This is a genomic window from Mycobacterium sp., from assembly GCF_032162105.1.
In the GTDB taxonomy this organism is placed as follows: domain Bacteria; phylum Actinomycetota; class Actinomycetes; order Mycobacteriales; family Mycobacteriaceae; genus Mycobacterium.
Genome location: NZ_JAVRPS010000249.1, coordinates 1 through 18032, shown reverse-complemented (window position 1 = coordinate 18032; position 18032 = coordinate 1). Strand labels below are relative to the sequence as shown.

The 18032-nt window shown below is 67.3% G+C and carries 18 protein-coding genes and 1 pseudogene; 10 read left to right on the top strand and 9 right to left on the bottom strand.

From position 1 onward, the window contains the following. On the top strand, nt 1-603 hold a 603-nt coding region (locus QOC69_RS12475; RefSeq protein ID WP_526439846.1), incomplete at its 5' end, for an alpha/beta fold hydrolase. Here QOC69_RS12475 and QOC69_RS12470 read toward each other — a convergent pair. The 4 genes from QOC69_RS12470 to metG are packed head-to-tail and all read right to left on the bottom strand — an operon-like array spanning nt 542 to nt 5539. Next, the gene (locus QOC69_RS12470; RefSeq protein ID WP_526439844.1) at nt 542-1801 is read right to left on the bottom strand and encodes an aminodeoxychorismate synthase component I; all 1260 of its coding nucleotides are present in this window, start codon (nt 1799-1801) and stop codon (nt 542-544) included. The two genes, QOC69_RS12475 and QOC69_RS12470, sit on opposite strands and share 62 nt — an antisense overlap. Nucleotides 1802-1819: 18 nt before the next feature. Further along, nucleotides 1820-2716, bottom strand: a complete 897-nt coding sequence (locus QOC69_RS12465) for an RNA polymerase sigma-70 factor (protein ID WP_526439842.1) — start codon at nt 2714-2716, stop codon at nt 1820-1822. Then, on the bottom strand, nt 2713-3906 hold the full coding sequence (locus QOC69_RS12460) for an NAD(P)/FAD-dependent oxidoreductase (protein ID WP_526439840.1): 1194 nt from the start codon (nt 3904-3906) through the stop codon (nt 2713-2715). Before QOC69_RS12460 ends, QOC69_RS12465 begins: the two co-directional genes overlap by 4 nt. A gap of 49 nt (nt 3907-3955) precedes the next feature. Continuing rightward, nucleotides 3956-5539, bottom strand: coding sequence for a methionine--tRNA ligase (metG, locus tag QOC69_RS12455; protein ID WP_526439838.1), 1584 nt, complete (start codon nt 5537-5539; stop codon nt 3956-3958). Between the two features lie 24 nt (nt 5540-5563). On the opposite strand from metG, the gene QOC69_RS12450 reads away from it, so the two are divergent. From QOC69_RS12450 to rsmA, 3 genes are all read left to right on the top strand, one after another. Then, the gene (locus QOC69_RS12450; RefSeq protein WP_526439836.1) at nt 5564-6397 is read left to right on the top strand and encodes a TatD family hydrolase; all 834 of its coding nucleotides are present in this window, start codon (nt 5564-5566) and stop codon (nt 6395-6397) included. Nucleotides 6398-6495: 98 nt separating this feature from the next. Then, the gene (locus QOC69_RS12445; protein WP_526439834.1) at nt 6496-7623 is read left to right on the top strand and encodes a transglycosylase family protein; all 1128 of its coding nucleotides are present in this window, start codon (nt 6496-6498) and stop codon (nt 7621-7623) included. After that, entirely contained in the window at nt 7620-8525 is a 906-nt protein-coding gene (gene rsmA / locus QOC69_RS12440) for a 16S rRNA (adenine(1518)-N(6)/adenine(1519)-N(6))-dimethyltransferase RsmA (protein WP_526439848.1), read from the top strand. The genes QOC69_RS12445 and rsmA overlap by 4 nt, the downstream gene beginning before the upstream one ends. Here rsmA and QOC69_RS12435 read toward each other — a convergent pair. The 3 genes and pseudogenes from QOC69_RS12435 to QOC69_RS12425 form a co-directional block, all read right to left on the bottom strand. Continuing rightward, nucleotides 8469-8705 carry a hypothetical protein gene (locus QOC69_RS12435; protein WP_526439832.1) on the bottom strand — a complete coding sequence of 79 codons (237 nt, stop codon included), beginning with the start codon at nt 8703-8705 and terminating at the stop codon, nt 8469-8471. The two genes, rsmA and QOC69_RS12435, sit on opposite strands and share 57 nt — an antisense overlap. A 29-nt stretch (nt 8706-8734) precedes the next feature. After that, nucleotides 8735-8995: pseudogene (locus tag QOC69_RS12430) on the bottom strand (amino acid permease); the annotation flags it as partial. Nucleotides 8996-9176: 181 nt separating this feature from the next. Continuing rightward, nucleotides 9177-9974 carry a serine/threonine-protein kinase gene (locus QOC69_RS12425; RefSeq protein WP_526439829.1) on the bottom strand — a complete coding sequence of 266 codons (798 nt, stop codon included), beginning with the start codon at nt 9972-9974 and terminating at the stop codon, nt 9177-9179. 196 nt (nt 9975-10170) lie between these two features. On the opposite strand from QOC69_RS12425, the gene QOC69_RS12420 reads away from it, so the two are divergent. The 5 genes from QOC69_RS12420 (at nt 10171) to QOC69_RS12400 (ending at nt 15890) form a co-directional block, all read left to right on the top strand. Continuing rightward, complete coding sequence (locus QOC69_RS12420; RefSeq protein ID WP_526439827.1) at nt 10171-11139, top strand: 4-(cytidine 5'-diphospho)-2-C-methyl-D-erythritol kinase; 969 nt, start codon at nt 10171-10173, stop codon at nt 11137-11139. A 324-nt stretch (nt 11140-11463) separates the two neighbouring features. Further along, the gene (locus tag QOC69_RS12415) at nt 11464-13098 is read left to right on the top strand and encodes a fatty acyl-AMP ligase (RefSeq protein WP_526439825.1); all 1635 of its coding nucleotides are present in this window, start codon (nt 11464-11466) and stop codon (nt 13096-13098) included. 143 nt (nt 13099-13241) lie between these two features. Continuing rightward, nucleotides 13242-14210 (top strand): efflux ABC transporter ATPase subunit, DrrA-related, encoded by a 969-nt coding sequence (locus QOC69_RS12410; protein ID WP_526439823.1) that lies wholly within the window; start codon nt 13242-13244, stop codon nt 14208-14210. Beyond that, nucleotides 14207-15055, top strand: coding sequence for an ABC transporter permease (locus tag QOC69_RS12405; RefSeq protein ID WP_526439821.1), 849 nt, complete (start codon nt 14207-14209; stop codon nt 15053-15055). Before QOC69_RS12410 ends, QOC69_RS12405 begins: the two co-directional genes overlap by 4 nt. 64 nt (nt 15056-15119) lie before the next feature. Continuing rightward, complete coding sequence (locus QOC69_RS12400; RefSeq protein WP_526439819.1) at nt 15120-15890, top strand: class I SAM-dependent methyltransferase; 771 nt, start codon at nt 15120-15122, stop codon at nt 15888-15890. A gap of 84 nt (nt 15891-15974) precedes the next feature. Here QOC69_RS12400 and QOC69_RS12395 read toward each other — a convergent pair whose 3' ends face one another. Together QOC69_RS12395 and QOC69_RS12390 are read right to left on the bottom strand one after the other, a co-directional pair. Further along, nucleotides 15975-16493 carry a DUF6611 family protein gene (locus tag QOC69_RS12395; RefSeq protein WP_526439817.1) on the bottom strand — a complete coding sequence of 173 codons (519 nt, stop codon included), beginning with the start codon at nt 16491-16493 and terminating at the stop codon, nt 15975-15977. Nucleotides 16494-16566: 73 nt separating this feature from the next. Beyond that, nucleotides 16567-16845, bottom strand: coding sequence for a hypothetical protein (locus QOC69_RS12390; RefSeq protein WP_526439815.1), 279 nt, complete (start codon nt 16843-16845; stop codon nt 16567-16569). Between the two features lie 261 nt (nt 16846-17106). Here QOC69_RS12390 and QOC69_RS12385 point away from each other — a divergent pair. After that, nucleotides 17107-18032: 4Fe-4S binding protein (locus tag QOC69_RS12385; protein ID WP_526439813.1), on the top strand; the 926-nt coding region annotated here is incomplete at its 3' end.

Genomic DNA, 18032 nt, shown 5'->3' with positions numbered 1-18032 from the left:
CCCGGCGATCTTTGGACGCTGACCATCGCCGACTGGGTGAACTCCGTCGTCGCCGACATCGACGATGCCGGGCTGAACGAGATCGTCATCGTCGGTCATTCCATGGCTGGCCTCACGGTTCCGGGTGCGGTCACCAAGTTAGGAGCGTCGCGCGTTCGCGAAATGATCCTTGCGGCAGCGTGCGTTCCGCCCGAAGGCGCTGCGATGGTGGACGTGGTCGCCGGGCCGATCGCCTTGATCGCCCGCCGCAGCGCCAAGAAGGGCGTGCCCAAGGAGTTGGGGAAGGGCATCGCGAATTTCATGTTCTTCAACGGCGTCCCGCACGCACGGCGCCGATTCATGGCGGGTCGGCTCTACCCGGACTCCTCACGAATCCCGGCGGAGAAAGTGTCCAGCCGCGATGTGCCTGACGAGGTCCCGCGCACCTGGATTCTGACCTTGCGTGACCGCGCTCATCCGGCCAAGGAGCAACACGAGAGCATCAAGGCAATCGGTGGTGTGCAGACAATCATTCCGATCAACACCTGCCACGGGTTGATGGTCAGCGAGCCGGAATGCCTGGCCCAGATACTCGTCGACCGATGCCAGCTGTACTCCCGATGATCGGGGCCGCCTTGTGCAGGCACTCCTGCCACTCCGCGTCCGGTTCTGAGTCGGCGGTGATGCCGCCACCGACGCCGAGTACTGCGCGCCCGGTCCCGTCGAACTCGACGGTGCGGATCGCCACGTTGAGCTCGGTGCCGGCGATGGGCGACGCCAAACCGACCGTTCCGCAATAGATTCCGCGTCGCGCCGGCTCCCATGTCGACAGCAGCTGGCGGGCTCTTGCCTTCGGCGTTCCGGTGACCGAGGCGGGGGGAAACATGGCGTCGAGCACGGCGGTCATGGGCACGGCGGTGTCGACGCGCGCGGAGACGGTCGACACCAGGTGCCACACGCCGGGTGCAGGACGCACGGCCAGCAGTTCGGGCACGGTGACGCTGCCGGTGACCGCGACCCGGCCGAGGTCGTTGCGGACCAGGTCGACGATCATGATGTTCTCGGCGACGTCCTTGACCGACGCGCGCAGCGCCGACGGTGACTCGTCGAGTGGCAGCGTGCCCTTGATCGGACTCGAGTCGACGGCGTCGCCGACGCGGCGCAGGAAGAGTTCGGGCGACAGCGACGCCACTGCGCCCCAGCCGCCGGCGACGAACGCCGCGCGGGCGGGTGCGGTGCGCGCGACCGCCTCGGCGAAGAAGTCGACCGGCGCGCCGGTGACCGTGCCGACGAACTGCGTGCACACGCAGGCCTGGTACACCTCACCCGCGGCGATCGCCTCGAGGCACGCCAGCACCCCGGCGTGGTGGGCGACGCGGTCGGCGTGGCCCCAGTCGACGTGGCAGGACGACCGCGGCACGTCGGCGGTCAATGCGCCGGCCAGCCAGGACGGTGCGGGCTTACCGGAAAGGCTTTCGTACCACCAGGTTCCGTCGGCGGCCTGACGCAGCACGTCGTCCGTCCAGCCGCCAGCGGCCTCCGGGATCCGCGGGCCACCGCCGTCGGCACCGGCGTCGGGATAGGACAGATACCCGATCCACCCACCACCTACCGTGTCACCGGGTGATCCCGGTGCGGTGTCGAAGACGTCGCCGACGCCGACCGGTTCGATCGCGACACTCGGCACGATCACCGCACGCGATCCGAACCAGTCGCCGGTCAGGGCGGCCGGGGGAGGCAGCCCGCGCAGCGCCGTCGCCGACGCCAGGGCCCTCAGCACCGACGGTGCCCGCCCCAGCCCGGCGATTCGCTCGACGCGCATCGTCCTAGCGTGTCATGCCTACCGCGAGATCTCGCGAACGACCTTGACGCCAGCGAGCTTCTCCGGGTTGCGCATGGCGTAGAAGTGCGTGATCTTGCCGTCGGTGATCTCGACTAGGAAGACGCCCTCGAGATGATCGCCGCTGTAGACGATCACCGCCGGTGCGCTGTTGTACACCGCCGTCTCGATCCGCACGTCTGGCAGTTTCTGTCCGAGCCGGAAGATGCCGATGATCGCCTTGGCCACCTTGTCCGCACCCACCACCGGCCGGCGTGCCGCGCTGGCCTTGCCGTCGCTGTCGGCGGTCCAGGTCGCGTCCGGCGCCAGCATCGAGAGCAGGCCCTCCATGTCGCCGGTGGCGGCCGCGGTCATGAACTGTTCGGTGATCTCTGCGGTTCTGGTCGCGTCCATGGGTTCGAACCGCTTCCGCCGTGCCTGAACGTGTTCCCTGGCGCGGTGCGCCACCTGACGCACCGCCGCCGCGGATTTGCCCACCGCCCCGGCGATTTCGTCGTAGTCGAAGCCGAACACCTCGCGCAGGACGAACACCGCCCGCTCGTCGGGGGTGAGCGTCTCGAGCAGCACGAGCATCGCCATCGACACCGACTCGGCGAGCACCACGTCGGTCGAGGCATCCTTGGCGTCGAGCAGCAACGGCTCGGGCAGCCACGGACCGATGTAGTCCTCGCGACGGCGGGCGCCCGCCCGCAGCGCATTGAGCGCCTGGCGGGTCACCAGCTGAGCCAGATACGACTTGGTGTCGCGCACCGTCGCGAGGTCGACGTCGGCCCAGCGCAGATAACTGTCCTGCAGCACGTCGTCGGATTCGGTTGCCGAGCCGAGTATTTCGTAGACGATCGTGAACAGCAGCGGCCGCAAGTGGGTGAACCGCTCGGCGTGTTCGGAAACGGTCACTTGTTCTGGACCACCTTCGGAGCACGAGCAGGCTGCGACGGACGCTCGCCGCCCTTGAACCAGAAGTAGGAGCCGGGCTTGCGGGCTTCACGACGGATCGCCCACAGTGTGCCCTTGCAGACCGCCTCCTTCACGGAGGCGCCGATCCGTCCGCCGATGTAGTAGCCGACCGGGCTGTCGTCCTTGCGGGCCAACTGGACCGTGGCCGCGCGGCGGCCCAGGCTGATGCACGAGCCGGTGAACGCCTGGTCGATGACCGCGGGCGCGGTGCCCGCGATGCGGCTCAGCACCGTGTTGGCGGCCTGGGTGCCGAGCGGCCCCGCGGCCTGGCAGCTCATCCGCAGCGGCTGGCCGGACGGGGCGGCACTGTCACCGGCGGCGACGATGCGGGCATCGTCCACGCTGGTCAGCGTCTCGTCGGTGAGTAGCCGGCCCATCACGTCGGTGCGCAGACCGCTGGCGGCAGCCAGGTCCGGCACGCCGAAGCCCGCGGTCCAGATGGTGAGCGCACTGGGGCGCACGGCGCCATCGGCGAACACCACCGAATCCTGGCGGACCTCCGTCACCACGTCGGTCTCCAGCACGGCGACCTTCAGCTTGGCCAGCACCTTCGCGACCGAGCGACGGCCGGGCTCGGACAGCGACGGCGCCAATTGCCCGCCACAGACCAGCGTGACTCTGCGGCCCTGCTCGGCGAGCTCGGTGGCCGCCTCGAGTCCGGTCAGCCCGGCACCGACGATCGTGATCGGCGCGTCGGGGTGCAGTTCATCGACGGCTGCCCGCAGGCGCTGCGCCTGTTCCAGTTCGGCTATGGGATAGGCGAATTCGGCGGCTCCTGGCACTGACGCCGGGACAGCGCCGGTGCTGCCGACCGCGTAGACGACGTAGTCGTAGTCCAGCGCGCGGCCCGAGCCAAGATGCACCTTGCGGGCGGCGGTGTCGATCCGGCTGGCGGTGTCGACGACGAGTTGGATGCCCGCGCCGAGCAGGGTGCCGTAGTCGACGGTGGCATCGCCGGTGCCTGCCACGAGCTGGTGCAGCCGGATCCGCTCGACGAACCGCGGGCGCGGGTTGACCAGGGTGATGTGTACCTCGCCCCGCATCCGCAGATGGTTGGCGGCCACTGTCCCGGCGTACCCGCCGCCGATGACGACGACCTTGGTGGTGGTGGTTGCGTTGTTGTTGGTCATGCCCTCAAGACACCGCCGACCGTCGAAAAGTGACACGGCGTGACGCCCGTCACTCCACCTGGTAGCGGGGGAACACTCCCTCGGGCTTCGGCAGCGCCGTGCCTGGCTCGATCCGCGTCGCAATCGCCGCGAACATCCGCTGGTCGGCTGGTTGGCCGAGCAGGTCGAGCAGCTTGCCCATCGACTCGGGCATCACCGGCTGGCTCAGCAGCGCCGCAATGCGCACCGTCTCCAGCGTCGTGTACAGCACCGTCCGGAACCGTTCCTGGTCCGACTCTGACGGGAGCTTCGCAAGCACCCACGGCTGCTCGGCCGAGAAGTATCGATTGGCCATGCCGAGTACCGACCAGATCGCTTCCAGCCCCAGATGCATGGCGCACGCGTCGAAATGGTCACGCACCCGCTCCAACAACCCGTCGGCGGCGTCGAGCAGCTTCGTGTCTTGCTCGACGAACGCGCCCGGCTGCGGGACGATTCCGCCGAGGTTCTTGGCGACCATCGACAGCGAGCGCTGCGCCAGGTTGCCCAGCTCGTTGGCCAGGTCGGCGTTGATGCGGGCGATGATCGCGTCCTCGCTGTAGCTGCCGTCCTGTCCGAACGGCACCTCACGCAGCAGGAAGTAGCGCACCTGGTCCAACCCGAAGGCGTCGATCAACGCGTTGGGGTCGACCACGTTGCCTACCGACTTGCTCATCTTCGCGCCGCTGTTCAGCAGGAAGCCGTGCACGAAAACCCGTTTGGGCAACTCGATTCCGGCCGACAACAGAAATGCCGGCCAGTACACGGTGTGGAACCGGATGATGTCCTTGCCGACCATGTGCAGGTCGGCAGGCCAGAAGCGCTTGAACAGTTCGGAATCCGTGTCGGGGAACCCGACGCCGGTCAGGTAGTTCGTCAGCGCATCGACCCACACGTACATGACGTGATCGGGGTGATCGGGCACCGGCACGCCCCAATCGAACGTCGTCCGCGAGATCGAGAAGTCGTGCAGCCCACCGGAGACGAAACTGACCACCTCGTTGCGTCGCACGTTGGGCCCGATGAACTCCGGGTGCGCCTCGTAGTGCGCCAGCAACTTGTCGGTATAGGCCGACAGTCGGAAGAAGTAGGTCTCCTCCTCGGTCCACGTCACCGGGGCCCCGGTTTCGGTGGCGACGCGGACCCCGTCGGGGCCGACGCTGGTCTCGGCTTCGGTGACGAAGCCCTCGTCGCGCACCGAGTACCAGCCCGCGTAGATGTCGAGGTAGATGTCGCCGGACGCGTTCATCCGGCGCCAGATCTCCTTGGAGGCCTCGTAGTGGTCGGCGTCCGAGGTGCGGATGAACCGGTCGAAGGAGACGTTCAGCTTCTCCTGCAGCCGCTCGAACACGTCGGAATTGCGATGCGCCAGCTCCGCGGTCGGAATGCCCTCGGCCGCGGCCGTCTCGGCCATCTTGAGCCCGTGGACGTCGGTACCGGTGAGGTAGCGCACGTCGAACCCGTCCAGCCGCTTGAACCGCGCGATGGCGTCGGTGGCGATGTACTCGTAGGCATGGCCGATGTGCGGGTCACCATTGGGATAGGCGATGGCTGTGGTGATGTAGTACGGCACGCCTGGGGTGGGCGCTTGCGCCCCGGGGATATTTCTAGCCATTTGTCCTCACCTTATTGTGTGGCGGTGAGCCGTTCCCGTCCGGCGCCGCCCGCTCCCGAGCCGCTGACCCCGCTGATCGACGCGCACACCCACCTCGACGCGTGCGGCGCGTCCGACGCTGACGACGTCCACGCGATCCTGGACCGCGCCGAGGCGGTGGGAGTTCGGGCCGTCGTCACGATCGCCGACGACCTGGCCTCGGCGCAGTGGGCGACACGGGCGGCCGACTGGGATCCCCGCGTGTACGCCGCGGTGGCGCTCCACCCGACGCGCGCCAACGCGCTCACCGACGAGGCCAAGACCGTCATCGAGCGGCTGGCCGGGCACCCGCGCGTGGTCGCGATCGGGGAGACCGGGATGGACATGTACTGGCCGGGGAAGCTCGACGGTTGCGCGGACCCGGCCCAGCAGCGCGAGGCGTTCGCGTGGCACATCGATCTGGCCAAGCGCACGGGCAAGCCGCTGATGATCCACAACCGCGACGCCGACGCCGAGGTGCTCGACGTGCTGCGCGCCAAGGGCGCCCCCGACGCGGTGATCTTCCACTGCTTCTCGTCGGGGCCGGAGATGGCCAGGGTCTGCGTCGACTCGGGGTGGCTGCTCAGCCTGTCCGGCACGGTCAGCTTCAAGAACGCGTCGGCACTGCGCGACGCGGCCCGGCTGATCCCGCCAGGGCAGCTGCTCGTCGAGACCGACGCCCCGTTCCTGACCCCACATCCGTACCGTGGCGCACCGAATGAGCCGTACTGCCTGCCCTACACCGTGCGGGCATTGGCCGAGGTCGTGGACCGATCGGCGAGTGATGTTGCTCACCTGACATCGGAGAACGCCATGAGAACCTACGGAATCGGTCGCTGACGCGAGTTGCCCCCACCAGGGGCCTTCGTTACCGTCCTGTAATCGAATGGTCGGCGCGGAGGTGCTTCACGCTGCCCTCATAGTCGGGATAGACACTGTTGAACGCCTTGCACAGACTTCATGACACGCGCTCGCCCATGTTGCGGCTACTCATCGGCGCTTTGCTCGCCACGCTGGTCTACGCCGGCGGCTACGCCGTCTCGGCGCACAAGACCGTCACACTGACGGTCGACGGGGCGTCGATGACCGTGCCGACGATGAAATCCCACGTCATCGACGTGGTGAAGGAGTACGGGTTCGACGTCGGTGAGCGCGACGACCTGTACCCCGCGGGTGACGCGGACGTGCACCAGTCCGACACCATCGTGCTGCGCCGCAGTCGCCCGTTGCAGATCTCGCTGGACGGTCACGACAGCCGTCAGGTCTGGACCACCGCGTCAACCGTGTCCGAGGCCCTCACACAGCTGTCGATGTCGGACACCGCACCTGCGGCGGCCTCCCGCGGCAGCCGGGTGCCGCTGGGGGGCATGTCGCTACCGGTGGTGAGCCCACGGACCGTGCAGATCAACGATGCCGGAACGATGCGGACCGTCAAGTTGGCCGCGGCTAACGTCGCCGGTTTGCTTGAGGCGGCGGGTGCCCCGCTGCTGCAGAGCGACACCGTGGTGCCGGTCGCGTCTTCGCCCGTCGTCGACGGCATGCAGATCCAGGTGACGCGCGTGCGCATCGAGAAGACCACCCAACGGATGCCGCTGGCACCCGACAACAAGCGGATCCCCGATCCCACCCTGAACATGAGCCGGCAGATCGTCGATGACCCCGGTACGCCGGGTGTCCAGGACGTCACCTTTGCGGTGGCATACCTCAATGGAGTTGAGACCAGTAGGTTGCCAGTAGCCAATGTCGTGATCAATCCGGCCCGCGACGCGGTGCTCCGGGTGGGCGCCAAGCCCGGCACCGAGGTGCCCCAAGTGAACGACGTAGCCACCTGGGACGCGCTATCCCACTGCGAAGCGGGAGGTAATTGGGCTATAAACACTGGCAACGGTTTTTACGGAGGCGTCCAGTTTGATCAGAACACTTGGGAACGACAGGGCGGTTTGCGGTATGCTCCGAGAGCCGATCTGGCAACCAAGGAAGAGCAGATCGCGATAGCTGAGGTAACCCGGGCGCGCCAAGGATGGGGCGCCTGGCCTGTGTGTAGTGGGAGAGTGGGTGCACGCTGACGATTCGGCTCCTCGGTCGCACCGAGATCAGACATCTAGCCAAGGAATTGGACTTCCGACCGCGGAAGGCGTTCGGCCAGAACTTCGTTCATGACGCCAACACCGTGCGCCGCATCGTGTCGGCATCCGGGGTCAACCGCAACGACCACGTCCTCGAGGTCGGCCCCGGTCTCGGGTCGCTGACGCTGGCGCTGCTGGACCGCGGGTCGCGGGTGACCGCCGTCGAGATCGACCCTGTGCTCGCGCGTCAGCTGCCACAGACGGTCGCCGAGCACTCCCACAGCGAGATCGGCAGGCTCGTGGTGCTGCACCGCGACATCCTGACGTTCACCCACGCCGACATGGAGGATCAGCCGACGGCGCTGGTGGCGAACCTGCCATACAACGTCGCCGTGCCTGCCCTGCTGCACCTGATGGCCGAGTTCCCGTCGATCCGCACCGTTTTGGTCATGGTGCAGGCCGAGGTCGCCGAACGGCTGGCCGCCGAGCCCGGCGGCAAGGACTACGGCGTACCCAGCGCGAAGGTGCGCTTCTACGGCAACGTCCGGCGCTACGGCATGGTCTCGCCGACGGTCTTCTGGCCGATCCCACGGGTGTACTCCGGGCTGGTGCGCATCGACCGCTACGAGAGCTCGCCGTGGCCCACCGAGGGCACGTTCCGCGACAAGGTGTTCTCGCTCATCGACATCGCGTTCGCGCAACGGCGTAAGACCTCGCGCAACGCGTTCGCGGAGTGGGCGGGGTCCGGCAACGAGTCGGCCGAGCGGCTGCTGTCGGCCAGCATCGACCCGTCCCGTCGCGGTGAGACGCTCGGCATCGCCGACTTCGTCCGCCTGCTGCAGCGCTCAGGGCAGGCGGATTCCGATACGCCGCAACAAGCGAATCAGATCCGCACCTACTGACACTTGCTCGGTGTCGGCCTTCTTGGTCGTTCGGGTTGCCCGCGCGTCCTTGTCGAGCAGTTCGTCCATGAGCGGTGTCTCGGCGACGACGGGGTAGTTGCCGGTGTAGCCAACGCGTTCTCGCGCCATCTCAAGCACGCGCGGACGCACGGCGTACCAGCCTGCGATCAACGCGGGCACGATCACCAGGAGCGCGACCAGGTTCCAGTAGAGTTGATGGCCTTCGGCATCACCTTCGCCGGATTCGCGGTTTCGCCTGCCGCAGTGCCCCCCAATTCGACTGCGGCGTAGGCGAATATGACGCCGGACGTGATGATCACCAGTTGCAATATCCCAGTCGGCAGGATGCCGCCGTTGTCGGCGATGACGGATATGCCGGTGCTCTGCCCTTCGACGGTGAACCAGCCGGCCAGGAAGACGATGCCGACGGCCAGGAAGGTGATCAGCGCCACGACGTTGATCAGCGCAGCCCGGTGCCGATGGCAATCATCTGCAGCTGCCGCGGTTTTAGGCCCTCGTGGTAACCCTCTTCCTCGTGTGCGAGGGCCGACGTGTCGTACTTGGTCGCGGTCATTGACCGACGCTAACCACGTGTTGCCGAGCCCGAAACTCGGGGAGAGTAAATGTTGAGTTACGTGACCCTGTGCGACGTCAGCTCAGTGCTCTGGTGAGCAGCCTGACGAACTCCGAACAGGTGTCGTAGCGCAGGTCCGGATCCTTGGCCATCGCCTTGGCCAGAATGGAGTCGAAAGCGTGTGGAATCCAATCGATGTGGCGCGAGTAGCGGGGGACCGGCCGGTTCAGATGATCGTCGATCAGTGCGATCGATGTGGTCGCGATGAAAGGCGGTGCGCCGGTGAGTAGTTCGACGGCAGTGCACGCCAGCGCGTATTCGTCGGCCGCTGCCGACGGGGCCCTCCCGTGGAGCAGCTCGGGAGCGGCGTAGGGCAGCGATGCCTCGATGTGGGTCGGCCGGTGGTGGGCGTCCTCGGCCAGCGAGCGGGCCGCGCCGAAGTCGATCAGCACCGCACCGCCGTGCGAGAAATCCTCGAAGACAAGGATGTTCGTCGGCTTCACGTCACAGTGCACGATCCCGTTCACGTGAGCGTAGTCGAGTGCGGATGCCACGTCGGCGAGCGCGGTGAGCCGGTCCCGCATGGTGGTGAGGTTCTTCGAGACGCCACCACCGACGAGTTGCATGGCCAGCCATTCCCGGCCACGTTCGTACATCGTCACCACATGGGGGTGATCCAGGCGGCTGGCAAATCCGAACTCGCGCTGAAGACGGTCCACCCAGACGGGGTCGCGGTGTCGCGGGTCGAGCACCTTGAGCGCCACGGGGCGATCGGGCGCCGACCTGTCGTGGGCCCGGTAGATCGTCGCGGATCCGCCGTGGCCAACGACACCGTCGATCACGTAATCCTCGTAGCGATCCTCGGGCACGAGCATGCTCTCAGACTAGGGTCCGGCCGGGTTCGGCACCCGGCGAGCGCAACCGTTTGAGTGATCCTTGACACACCTTCTGAGCAAACACTAGCGTGGTAGTCCTCCGGTGTCCGAAAAGCTGGTGCCGAGCGGCGGGATCAACGAGGGGTATCTCACCACTTCGTACTTGTCCGCGTCGTCGCGGCGATAATGTCGTGACGTGCCGTCCTCTGATGGAAATGCCGCGTCCGAATGGGTGCCGACGGGGTCCGTCACGGTGCGCGTGCCCGGCAAAGTCAACCTCTTCCTGGCCGTCGGCGACCTGCGTGACGACGGTTACCACGAACTGACCACCGTCTTCCACGCCGTATCGCTCTTCGACGAGATTACGGTCCGCAACGCGGACGTGTTGTCGTTGGAAGCATCCGGTGAGGGCGTCGAATCGCTGCCAACGGATCAGCGCAACCTGGCGTGGCGGGCCGCGGAGGTGCTGGCCGAGCACGTCGGGCGCGCGCCGGACGTGGCGATCTCGGTCGAGAAGTCGATTCCGGTCGCAGGCGGGATGGCCGGCGGCAGCGCCGACGCCGCCGCGGTGCTGGTCGCCATCAACGCGCTGTGGGAACTCGGGGTGCCGCGGCGCGATTTGCATGCGCTGGCCGCCGAGCTGGGCAGCGACGTGCCCTTCGCCCTGCACGGTGGCACGGCTCTTGGCACCGGTCGCGGCGAGCAGCTGGCTACGGTGTTGGCCCGCAACACGTTCCACTGGGTGCTCGCCTTCGGCAAGCGCGGGCTGTCGACGCCGAAGGTGTTCGCCGAGATCGACCGGTTGCGCGCGAACCCCGGCCGCGGCGAGACGCCCCGGCTCGGGGAGCCCGAGCCGCTGCTGGCGGCGCTCGCCTCGGGGGACGCCGCGCAGTTGGCGCCGTTGCTGGGCAACGACCTGCAACCGGCGGCGCTGAGCCTGGATTCGGGGCTGCGCCGCACGCTGCGGGCAGGCGAGGACGCGGGGGCACTCGCAGGCATGGTGTCGGGCTCGGGGCCCACGTGCGCGTTCCTGTGCGCGTCGGCGTCCTCGGCGATCGACGTCGGGGTGGAGCTGGCCGGAGCGGGCGTCTGCCGGACGGTCAGGGCGGCCAGCGGCCCGGTGCACGGCGCCCGCGTAGTGCCGACGCCGTCCGCGCACACCTAGGAAGTGTGACCCACACCTCAATTCGGGCGTTGGTTTGGCAGTTACTTAAGAGTCTCTTAAGATGATCAACGGTGAAAGCTACGGTCACGCGTCCCACGCGCCAGCTTCTCCCATCGGACGTCTCGATGGGCGAATTCGCAGCGCTAGCGCCGACCGGCTGGATTTCCCCTGGGCAACCACTTCCTGGTTGGCTGGGCTATCGCAGGCATCACCCTTTCGAAATAAAACCGCTCCCGAATCGTGTGTGCGCGCCTTCTCGAAAGCGCCCACCAGCTGGCGGAGCATGGAATACCGGGCAGTGGCGCCTGAACCCAGGAGGTCGTCGTGAGCAGATTTACCGACAAGATGTACCGCAACGCCCGGACGGTGACGACGGGGATGGTCACCGGTGAGCCGCACGAGCCGATCCGTCAGACCTGGGGCGAGGTTCACGAGCGGGCCCGCCGCATCGCAGGCGGTCTTGCCGCTGCAGGCGTCGGACACGGCGACGCGGTCGGCGTGCTGGCCGGCTTCCCGGTGGAGATCGCCCCGACCGCTCAGGGCCTGTGGATGCGTGGCGCCAGCCTGACGATGCTGCACCAGCCCACCCCGCGCACCGACCTGGTGGTCTGGGCCGAGGACACCATGAACGTCATCGGAATGATCGAGGCCAAGGCGGTCGTCGTCTCCGAACCCTTCCTGGTCGCCATCCCGGTGCTGGAGGAGAAGGGCATCAAGGTCCTCACCGTCACCGATCTGCTCGCCGCCGACCCGATCGACCCCGTTGAAACCAGCGAGGACGATCTCGCGCTGATGCAATTGACGTCGGGGTCTACTGGATCGCCCAAGGCCGTCCAGATCACCCACCGCAACATCCACTCCAACGCCGAGGCGATGTTCATCGGCGCCCAGTACGACGTCGACAAGGACGTCATGGTCAGCTGGCTGCCCTGCTTCCACGACATGGGTATGGTCGGCTTCCTCACCATCCCGATGTACTTCGGCGCAGAGCTGGTCAAGGTCACGCCGATGGACTTCCTGCGCGACACGCTGCTGTGGGCCAAGCTCATCGACAAGTACAAGGGCACCATGACCGCGGCGCCCAACTTCGCCTACGCGCTGTTCGCCAAGCGGTTGCGCAAGCAGGCCCAGCCAGGCCAGTTCGATCTGTCCACGCTGCGGTTCGCGCTGTCGGGCGCCGAGCCGGTCGAGCCCGCCGACGTCGAGGACCTGCTGGACGCGGGCAAGCCGTTCGGGCTGAAGCCCGAGGCCATCCTGCCCGCCTACGGCATGGCAGAGACGACGCTGGCGGTGTCGTTCTCCGAGTGCGGCGCCGGGCTGGTGGTCGACGAGGTCGACGCGGATCTGCTTGCCGCACTGCGCCGCGCGGTGCCCTCGACCAAGGGCAACACCCGACGCCTGGCCTCACTGGGCCCGCTGCTGACGGATCTCGAGGCCCGCGTGGTCGACGACACCGGCGAGGTGATGCCTGCCCGCGGCGTCGGGGTCATCGAATTGCGCGGCGAGTCCCTCACTCCCGGCTACCTCACGATGGGCGGGTTCCTGCCCGCCCAGGATGAGCACGGCTGGTACGACACCGGCGACCTCGGCTACCAGATGGACAACGGCCACATCGTGGTCTGCGGTCGCGTCAAGGACGTCATCATCATGGCGGGCCGCAACATCTATCCCACCGACATCGAGCGCGCCGCAGGGCGTGTGGAGGGGGTGCGGCCCGGCTGCGCGGTCGCCGTCCGGCTCGACGCAGGCCACTCCCGTGAGACCTTCGCCGTTGCGGTGGAGTCCAACGCCTGGCAGAACCCGACCGACGTGCGTCGCATCGAGCACCAGGTCGCCCACGAGGTGGTGACCGAGGTCGACGTGCGGCCGCGCAACGTCGTGGTGCTCGGCCCCGGCACCATCCCGAAGACGCCGTCGGGCAAGCTGCGCCGGGCCAACTCGGTCGCGCTCGTCACCTAACCCCGCTCGCGACCTACCCGCGACCAGTCCGCAAGCGGCTCCAGCAAAAGTGCCCCTCCACACGGCGTGTTGAAGGACTTTTGCGCCTGCTCGCGCAGGAAAAGCAATGGCCGTCCGTCGGAGTGGCTCGCTACGGTTGACCGATGACCACGGGCCCGGCCATCGAGGCCATCGATCTCGTCAAGAGGTTCGGTGAGAGCACGGCGGTCGACGGCGTGAGCTTCGCCGTGCCGCAGGGCACGGTGATGGGCCTGCTCGGGCCCAATGGGGCGGGCAAGACCACCACGGTGCGGATGATGACGACGCTGACGGTGCCCACCAGCGGGACGGCACGGGTCGCCGGTTACGACGTGCGCGCCGAACCCGCCATGGTGCGCAGCAACATGGGGCTCACCGGGCAGGCCGCAACGGTCGACGAGCTGCTGACCGGTCGGGAGAACATCCGGATGATCGGCGCCCTCTACGGCATCGGCCGTCGCGACGTCGCGCGGCTGGGCGACCAACTGCTGGAACAGTTCTCGATCGCCGATGCGGCCGACCGGCCGGTGAAGTCGTACTCCGGCGGTATGCGCAGGCGCATCGACGTGGCAGTCAGCCTGATCGCGTCGCCGCCGGTGCTCTTCCTCGACGAGCCCACCACCGGCCTTGACCCGCGCGGCCGCGTCGACCTGTGGGACGTGCTGCGCGGCCTGGTCGCGCAGGGCACCACACTGCTGCTCACCACCCAGTACCTCGAGGAGGCCGACCAGCTGGCCGACCACATAGTCGTCATGGACCGGGGCCGCATCATCGCCGAGGGCACGCCGCTGCAGCTCAAGCAGCAGGCGGGCAACGCCAGCCTGGTGGTGACGGTCTCGCACGCCGCCGATCTGCACACCGCGCGCGAGCTGATGGCCAGGACCGGCGTCGAGGTGCACGTCGACGCAGGCGCACGGCAGCTCACCGCGACGGCGGACGGCATCGCGGACATGACCAGGGTGGCTGGCTGGCTGCAGGACAGCCGGATCGAGGTCGACGACATCGGCTTGTCCCGGCCGAGCCTCGACGACGTGTTCCTCTCGCTCACCGGACACCGCGCCGAGGACGACGAGACCGAGGAGATCCCAGCATGACGACCGTCGCGCCCAAGCCCGCCGTCGAAGCGTCGCGACCGGCCACGCACCCCACCAACATCGTCCAGCAGTCCTGGATCATGGTGAAGCGCAACATGATCCACACCAAGCGCATGCCGGAGATGCTGAGCGACGTGACGGTGCAGCCGATCATGTTCGTCCTGCTGTTCGCGTTCGTCTTCGGCGCGTCGATCGCCAACACCGGCGGAGCCACCTACCGCGAGTTCCTGTTGCCCGGCATCATGGCCCAGACCATCGTCTTCACCGCGTTCGTCGTCGCCGCAGGCATCACGGCCGACGTCGAGAAGGGCATCGTCGACCGGTTCCGGTCGCTGCCCATCCGACGGTCGTCGGTGCTCATCGGTCGCAGCGTGGCCAGCCTCATTCACTCCTCGATCGGCATTGTCGTGATGACGTTCACCGGGCTCTGCATCGGTTGGCGCATCCGCGGAAGCATCGCCGACGCGGCGCTGGCGTTCGCACTGATCCTGGTGTTCGGATTCGGGATGGTGTGGTTCGGCATTCTGGTCGGCTCGATGATGCGGTCGGTGGAGGCGGTCAACGGCGTGATGTTCACCGTATTGTTCCCGATCACGTTCCTGGCCAACACGTTTGCGCCCACCGGGCCGATGCCCACGTGGCTGCGGGTGACGGCCGAATGGAATCCGGTGTCGTCGCTGGCGCAGGCCACGCGCGAGTTGTGGGGCAACGGGCCCGCCGCGCCACCGGAGGCGCAACTGCCGCTACATCATCCCGTGCTGGCCACCATCGTGTGGTCGCTGGCGTTTACCGCGGTGCTGGCGCCATTCGCGTTGCGCGCCTACGCGCGTCGCACCTCGGACTAGTTGTGCGAGGCGTACTCTGCGACCGTCCTGTCGAAATCGGTATCGAGAGGATCCGGTGACGGTGATGTCCGACCAGTTTGACTACGACGCGGAATTGCGCCTGCACAACGAACTCTTCAGGGACGCTGCCCGCGTCGGCTCTGGTGACCGTGTGCTCGACATCGGTTGTGGCACGGGCCAGTCCACGCGTGAGGCCGCTCGCGCCGCCGCCGCCGGAAGCGCGTTAGGCGTCGATACCTCCGCGCCAATGCTCGAACGGGCCCGTCAGCTCAGCGACGACGAGGGGCTGGCCAACATCACCTTCCAGCAGGCCGACGCCCAGGTCCATCCCTTTCCACCGACGCGTTTCGACCTGTGCATCAGCAGGTTTGGAACGATGTTCTTCGCCGACCCAGTCGCCGCGTTCACCAATATCGGGAGCGCTCTGCGCCCCGCCGCGCGCCTGGTGCTGTTGGTCTGGCAACAGCGCGACCGCAACGAGTGGGCCACCACGATCCGTCAGACCCTCACCGGCGCAGCAGCCACACCTCGCGGTCCGGACCCGTTCTCACTCGCGGACCCAACCCTCACGGAAGGCATCCTGGCCGCGGCCGGCTTCGCGGAAGTCAGCTTCACCGACGTGCACGAGCCCGTCTACTACGGCCCGGACAGCGCCACCGCCTTGGATGCCGTGCTTCGTCTACTGAAATACGACGACCTCCTTGCCGACCTCGACGCCGCGGCGGCCGAGCAAGCACGCACGCGGCTACGCACAACCATCGACGCCCACGACACCGACGGCGGCGTGTACTTCGACTCGCGTGCCTGGATCGTCACGGCTCGCCGCCGTCACTGACCACCGCCATTGCCGCCAGGATGTTGACGTAGTCGATTGACGACCATCCCAGCGGAACCGCCGGCTTGGCCTAGCTTAGCCAAGCTAGGAGCGCACCGCAGTGCCCAGGCGGTCGTAGACCCGCCACACCACGGCCTCGTGGTCGACGGTGCTCAACTCACCGGCGGCGAGCGTGCGGTCGGCGTCGGCCAATTCGTGGGCCAGCGCGTAGAGCTCGGCGTACCTGTCGACGGCGACGGCGTCGACGACACCTGCCATCCGCACCACGGTCAGCGTCCGGACCCGGGTGCGGTTGGCTCCCGCCATCGTCATGAGCAATGCGCCGGCGCCCAGGCACACGCCGGTGGAGATCGCCAGCGCAGGGTTCGGCCCGATGGTGGGAACCAGGAACATCTCCATGACCAGCCACGTCAGCATTCCCCAGATCGGCCAGGATCGCCACAGCCGCAGCAGCATCCGCTCGTCGGCGGAGATGCCCGGCGGGTAGACCACCAGGTGATGGCGGGTGACGCCGTAGCGGCTCGGCGAGATGGTCAGCGAGCCCCAGGTGCGGCCGACGTCGACCAATCGCCGCCGGCGGGGCTCGTGCATCGTGTCGCTCATACCCTCCGGTCTACGCGCGGCGAGGCGCCGCGGCCACGATCTCTACGCAATCCTGACGGAACCGTACGCAGTCTTAACGCGTTGCTCGCGTCAGGATGCCACCGCCGAACGGAGGTCGAACCCGTTGGCTCACGCCCTTCGGTGCGCGGAAGTCCGCCGTCGCCGACGGCGGCGCTTTCGACGGCGACGACGTCGGAATGCCGAGATCTACCGGCGGATCGTCGATGCTCGTATTCACCGGTCCGCCAAAGTGTTCGGGGACCACTGCACCGGCGATCGCCTGCGTCGTACCGAGCACTGCGGTACATGTGCCCATGGTGATCAGTGCGCCCGCGCCGACGGCCGCCGACATCAATCTCAACCTGTTGTACTTCACTGTTGATCACTTCCAAATCGATCTGGTTAGCCGTCCCTTGTCTGAGCGGACGTTGCTTCGAACCGAGACGATCGGTCAGGCGCTGATATGCGTCGTCTGACAGTCCCCAAGGTAGTGACAGTGCCTTGGTGTTGTGTCCGTCATTCCGTAGTCATTCCGTAGACATTCCGTAAAGCGTGCTGGACGGCGGATGCCCATCTTTACGCATCTGAGTATTGCTGACTATACTCAGATCGCATGAGCTCGCCCCGCAAGATCTCACCGCGCCTGGCCGAACACCCGACCGTGCGAAAGATGATGGCCCGAAGGACGGAACCGCCAGGAGTGATCGACGCCGACTGGCTGCGGGAAGTGTGTCTGGGGGCAGGCGCCGACGACGTGGCCTTCGCGAGTGTCGACAACCCGGCCCTGGCCTCCGAGCGGGAGCACGTCGAGAGCGCCCTGCCCGGGACCAGGACCTACATCTCGCTGGTGGTGAAGATGAACCGAGACAACGTCCGCTCACCTGCCCGCAGCGTCGCCAACCAGGAGTTTCACCGCACCGGCGAGATCATCAACGAGGCCGCGCACCGGATCACCCGCACGCTGCAGGACGCCGGGCATCGCGCGCTGAACCCCTCGGCGACCTTCCCGATGGAGATGGACAAGTTCCCCGGCCGCATCTGGGTGGTGGCCCACAAACCTGTCGCCGTCGCCTCCGGGCTCGGGGTGATGGGCATCCACCGCAACGTGATTCACCCGCGTTTCGGCAACTTCATCCTCCTGGCCACGATTCTGATCGACGGAGAGGTCAGCGCCCACGGCGAGCCGCTGGACTACTCGCCCTGTCTGGAGTGCAAGCTGTGCGTCGCGGCATGCCCGGTCGGCGCCATCGGAAAGGACGGCGAGTTCGACTTCGTCGCCTGCTCGGTGCACAACTACCGTGAGTTCATGGGCGGCTTCACCGATTACGTGCAGACCATCGCCGACAGCGAGGACGCCGCCGACTTCCGTTCCCGCGTCACCGATTCCGAGAACGCGTCGATGTGGCAGAGCCTGTCCTTCAAGGCCAACTACAAGGCGGCGTACTGCCTGGCCGTGTGCCCGGCGGGCGAAGAGGTCATCGAACCCTTCCTCGACGACCGAAAGGGGTTCATGGATCTGGTTCTTCGCCCGCTGCAGGA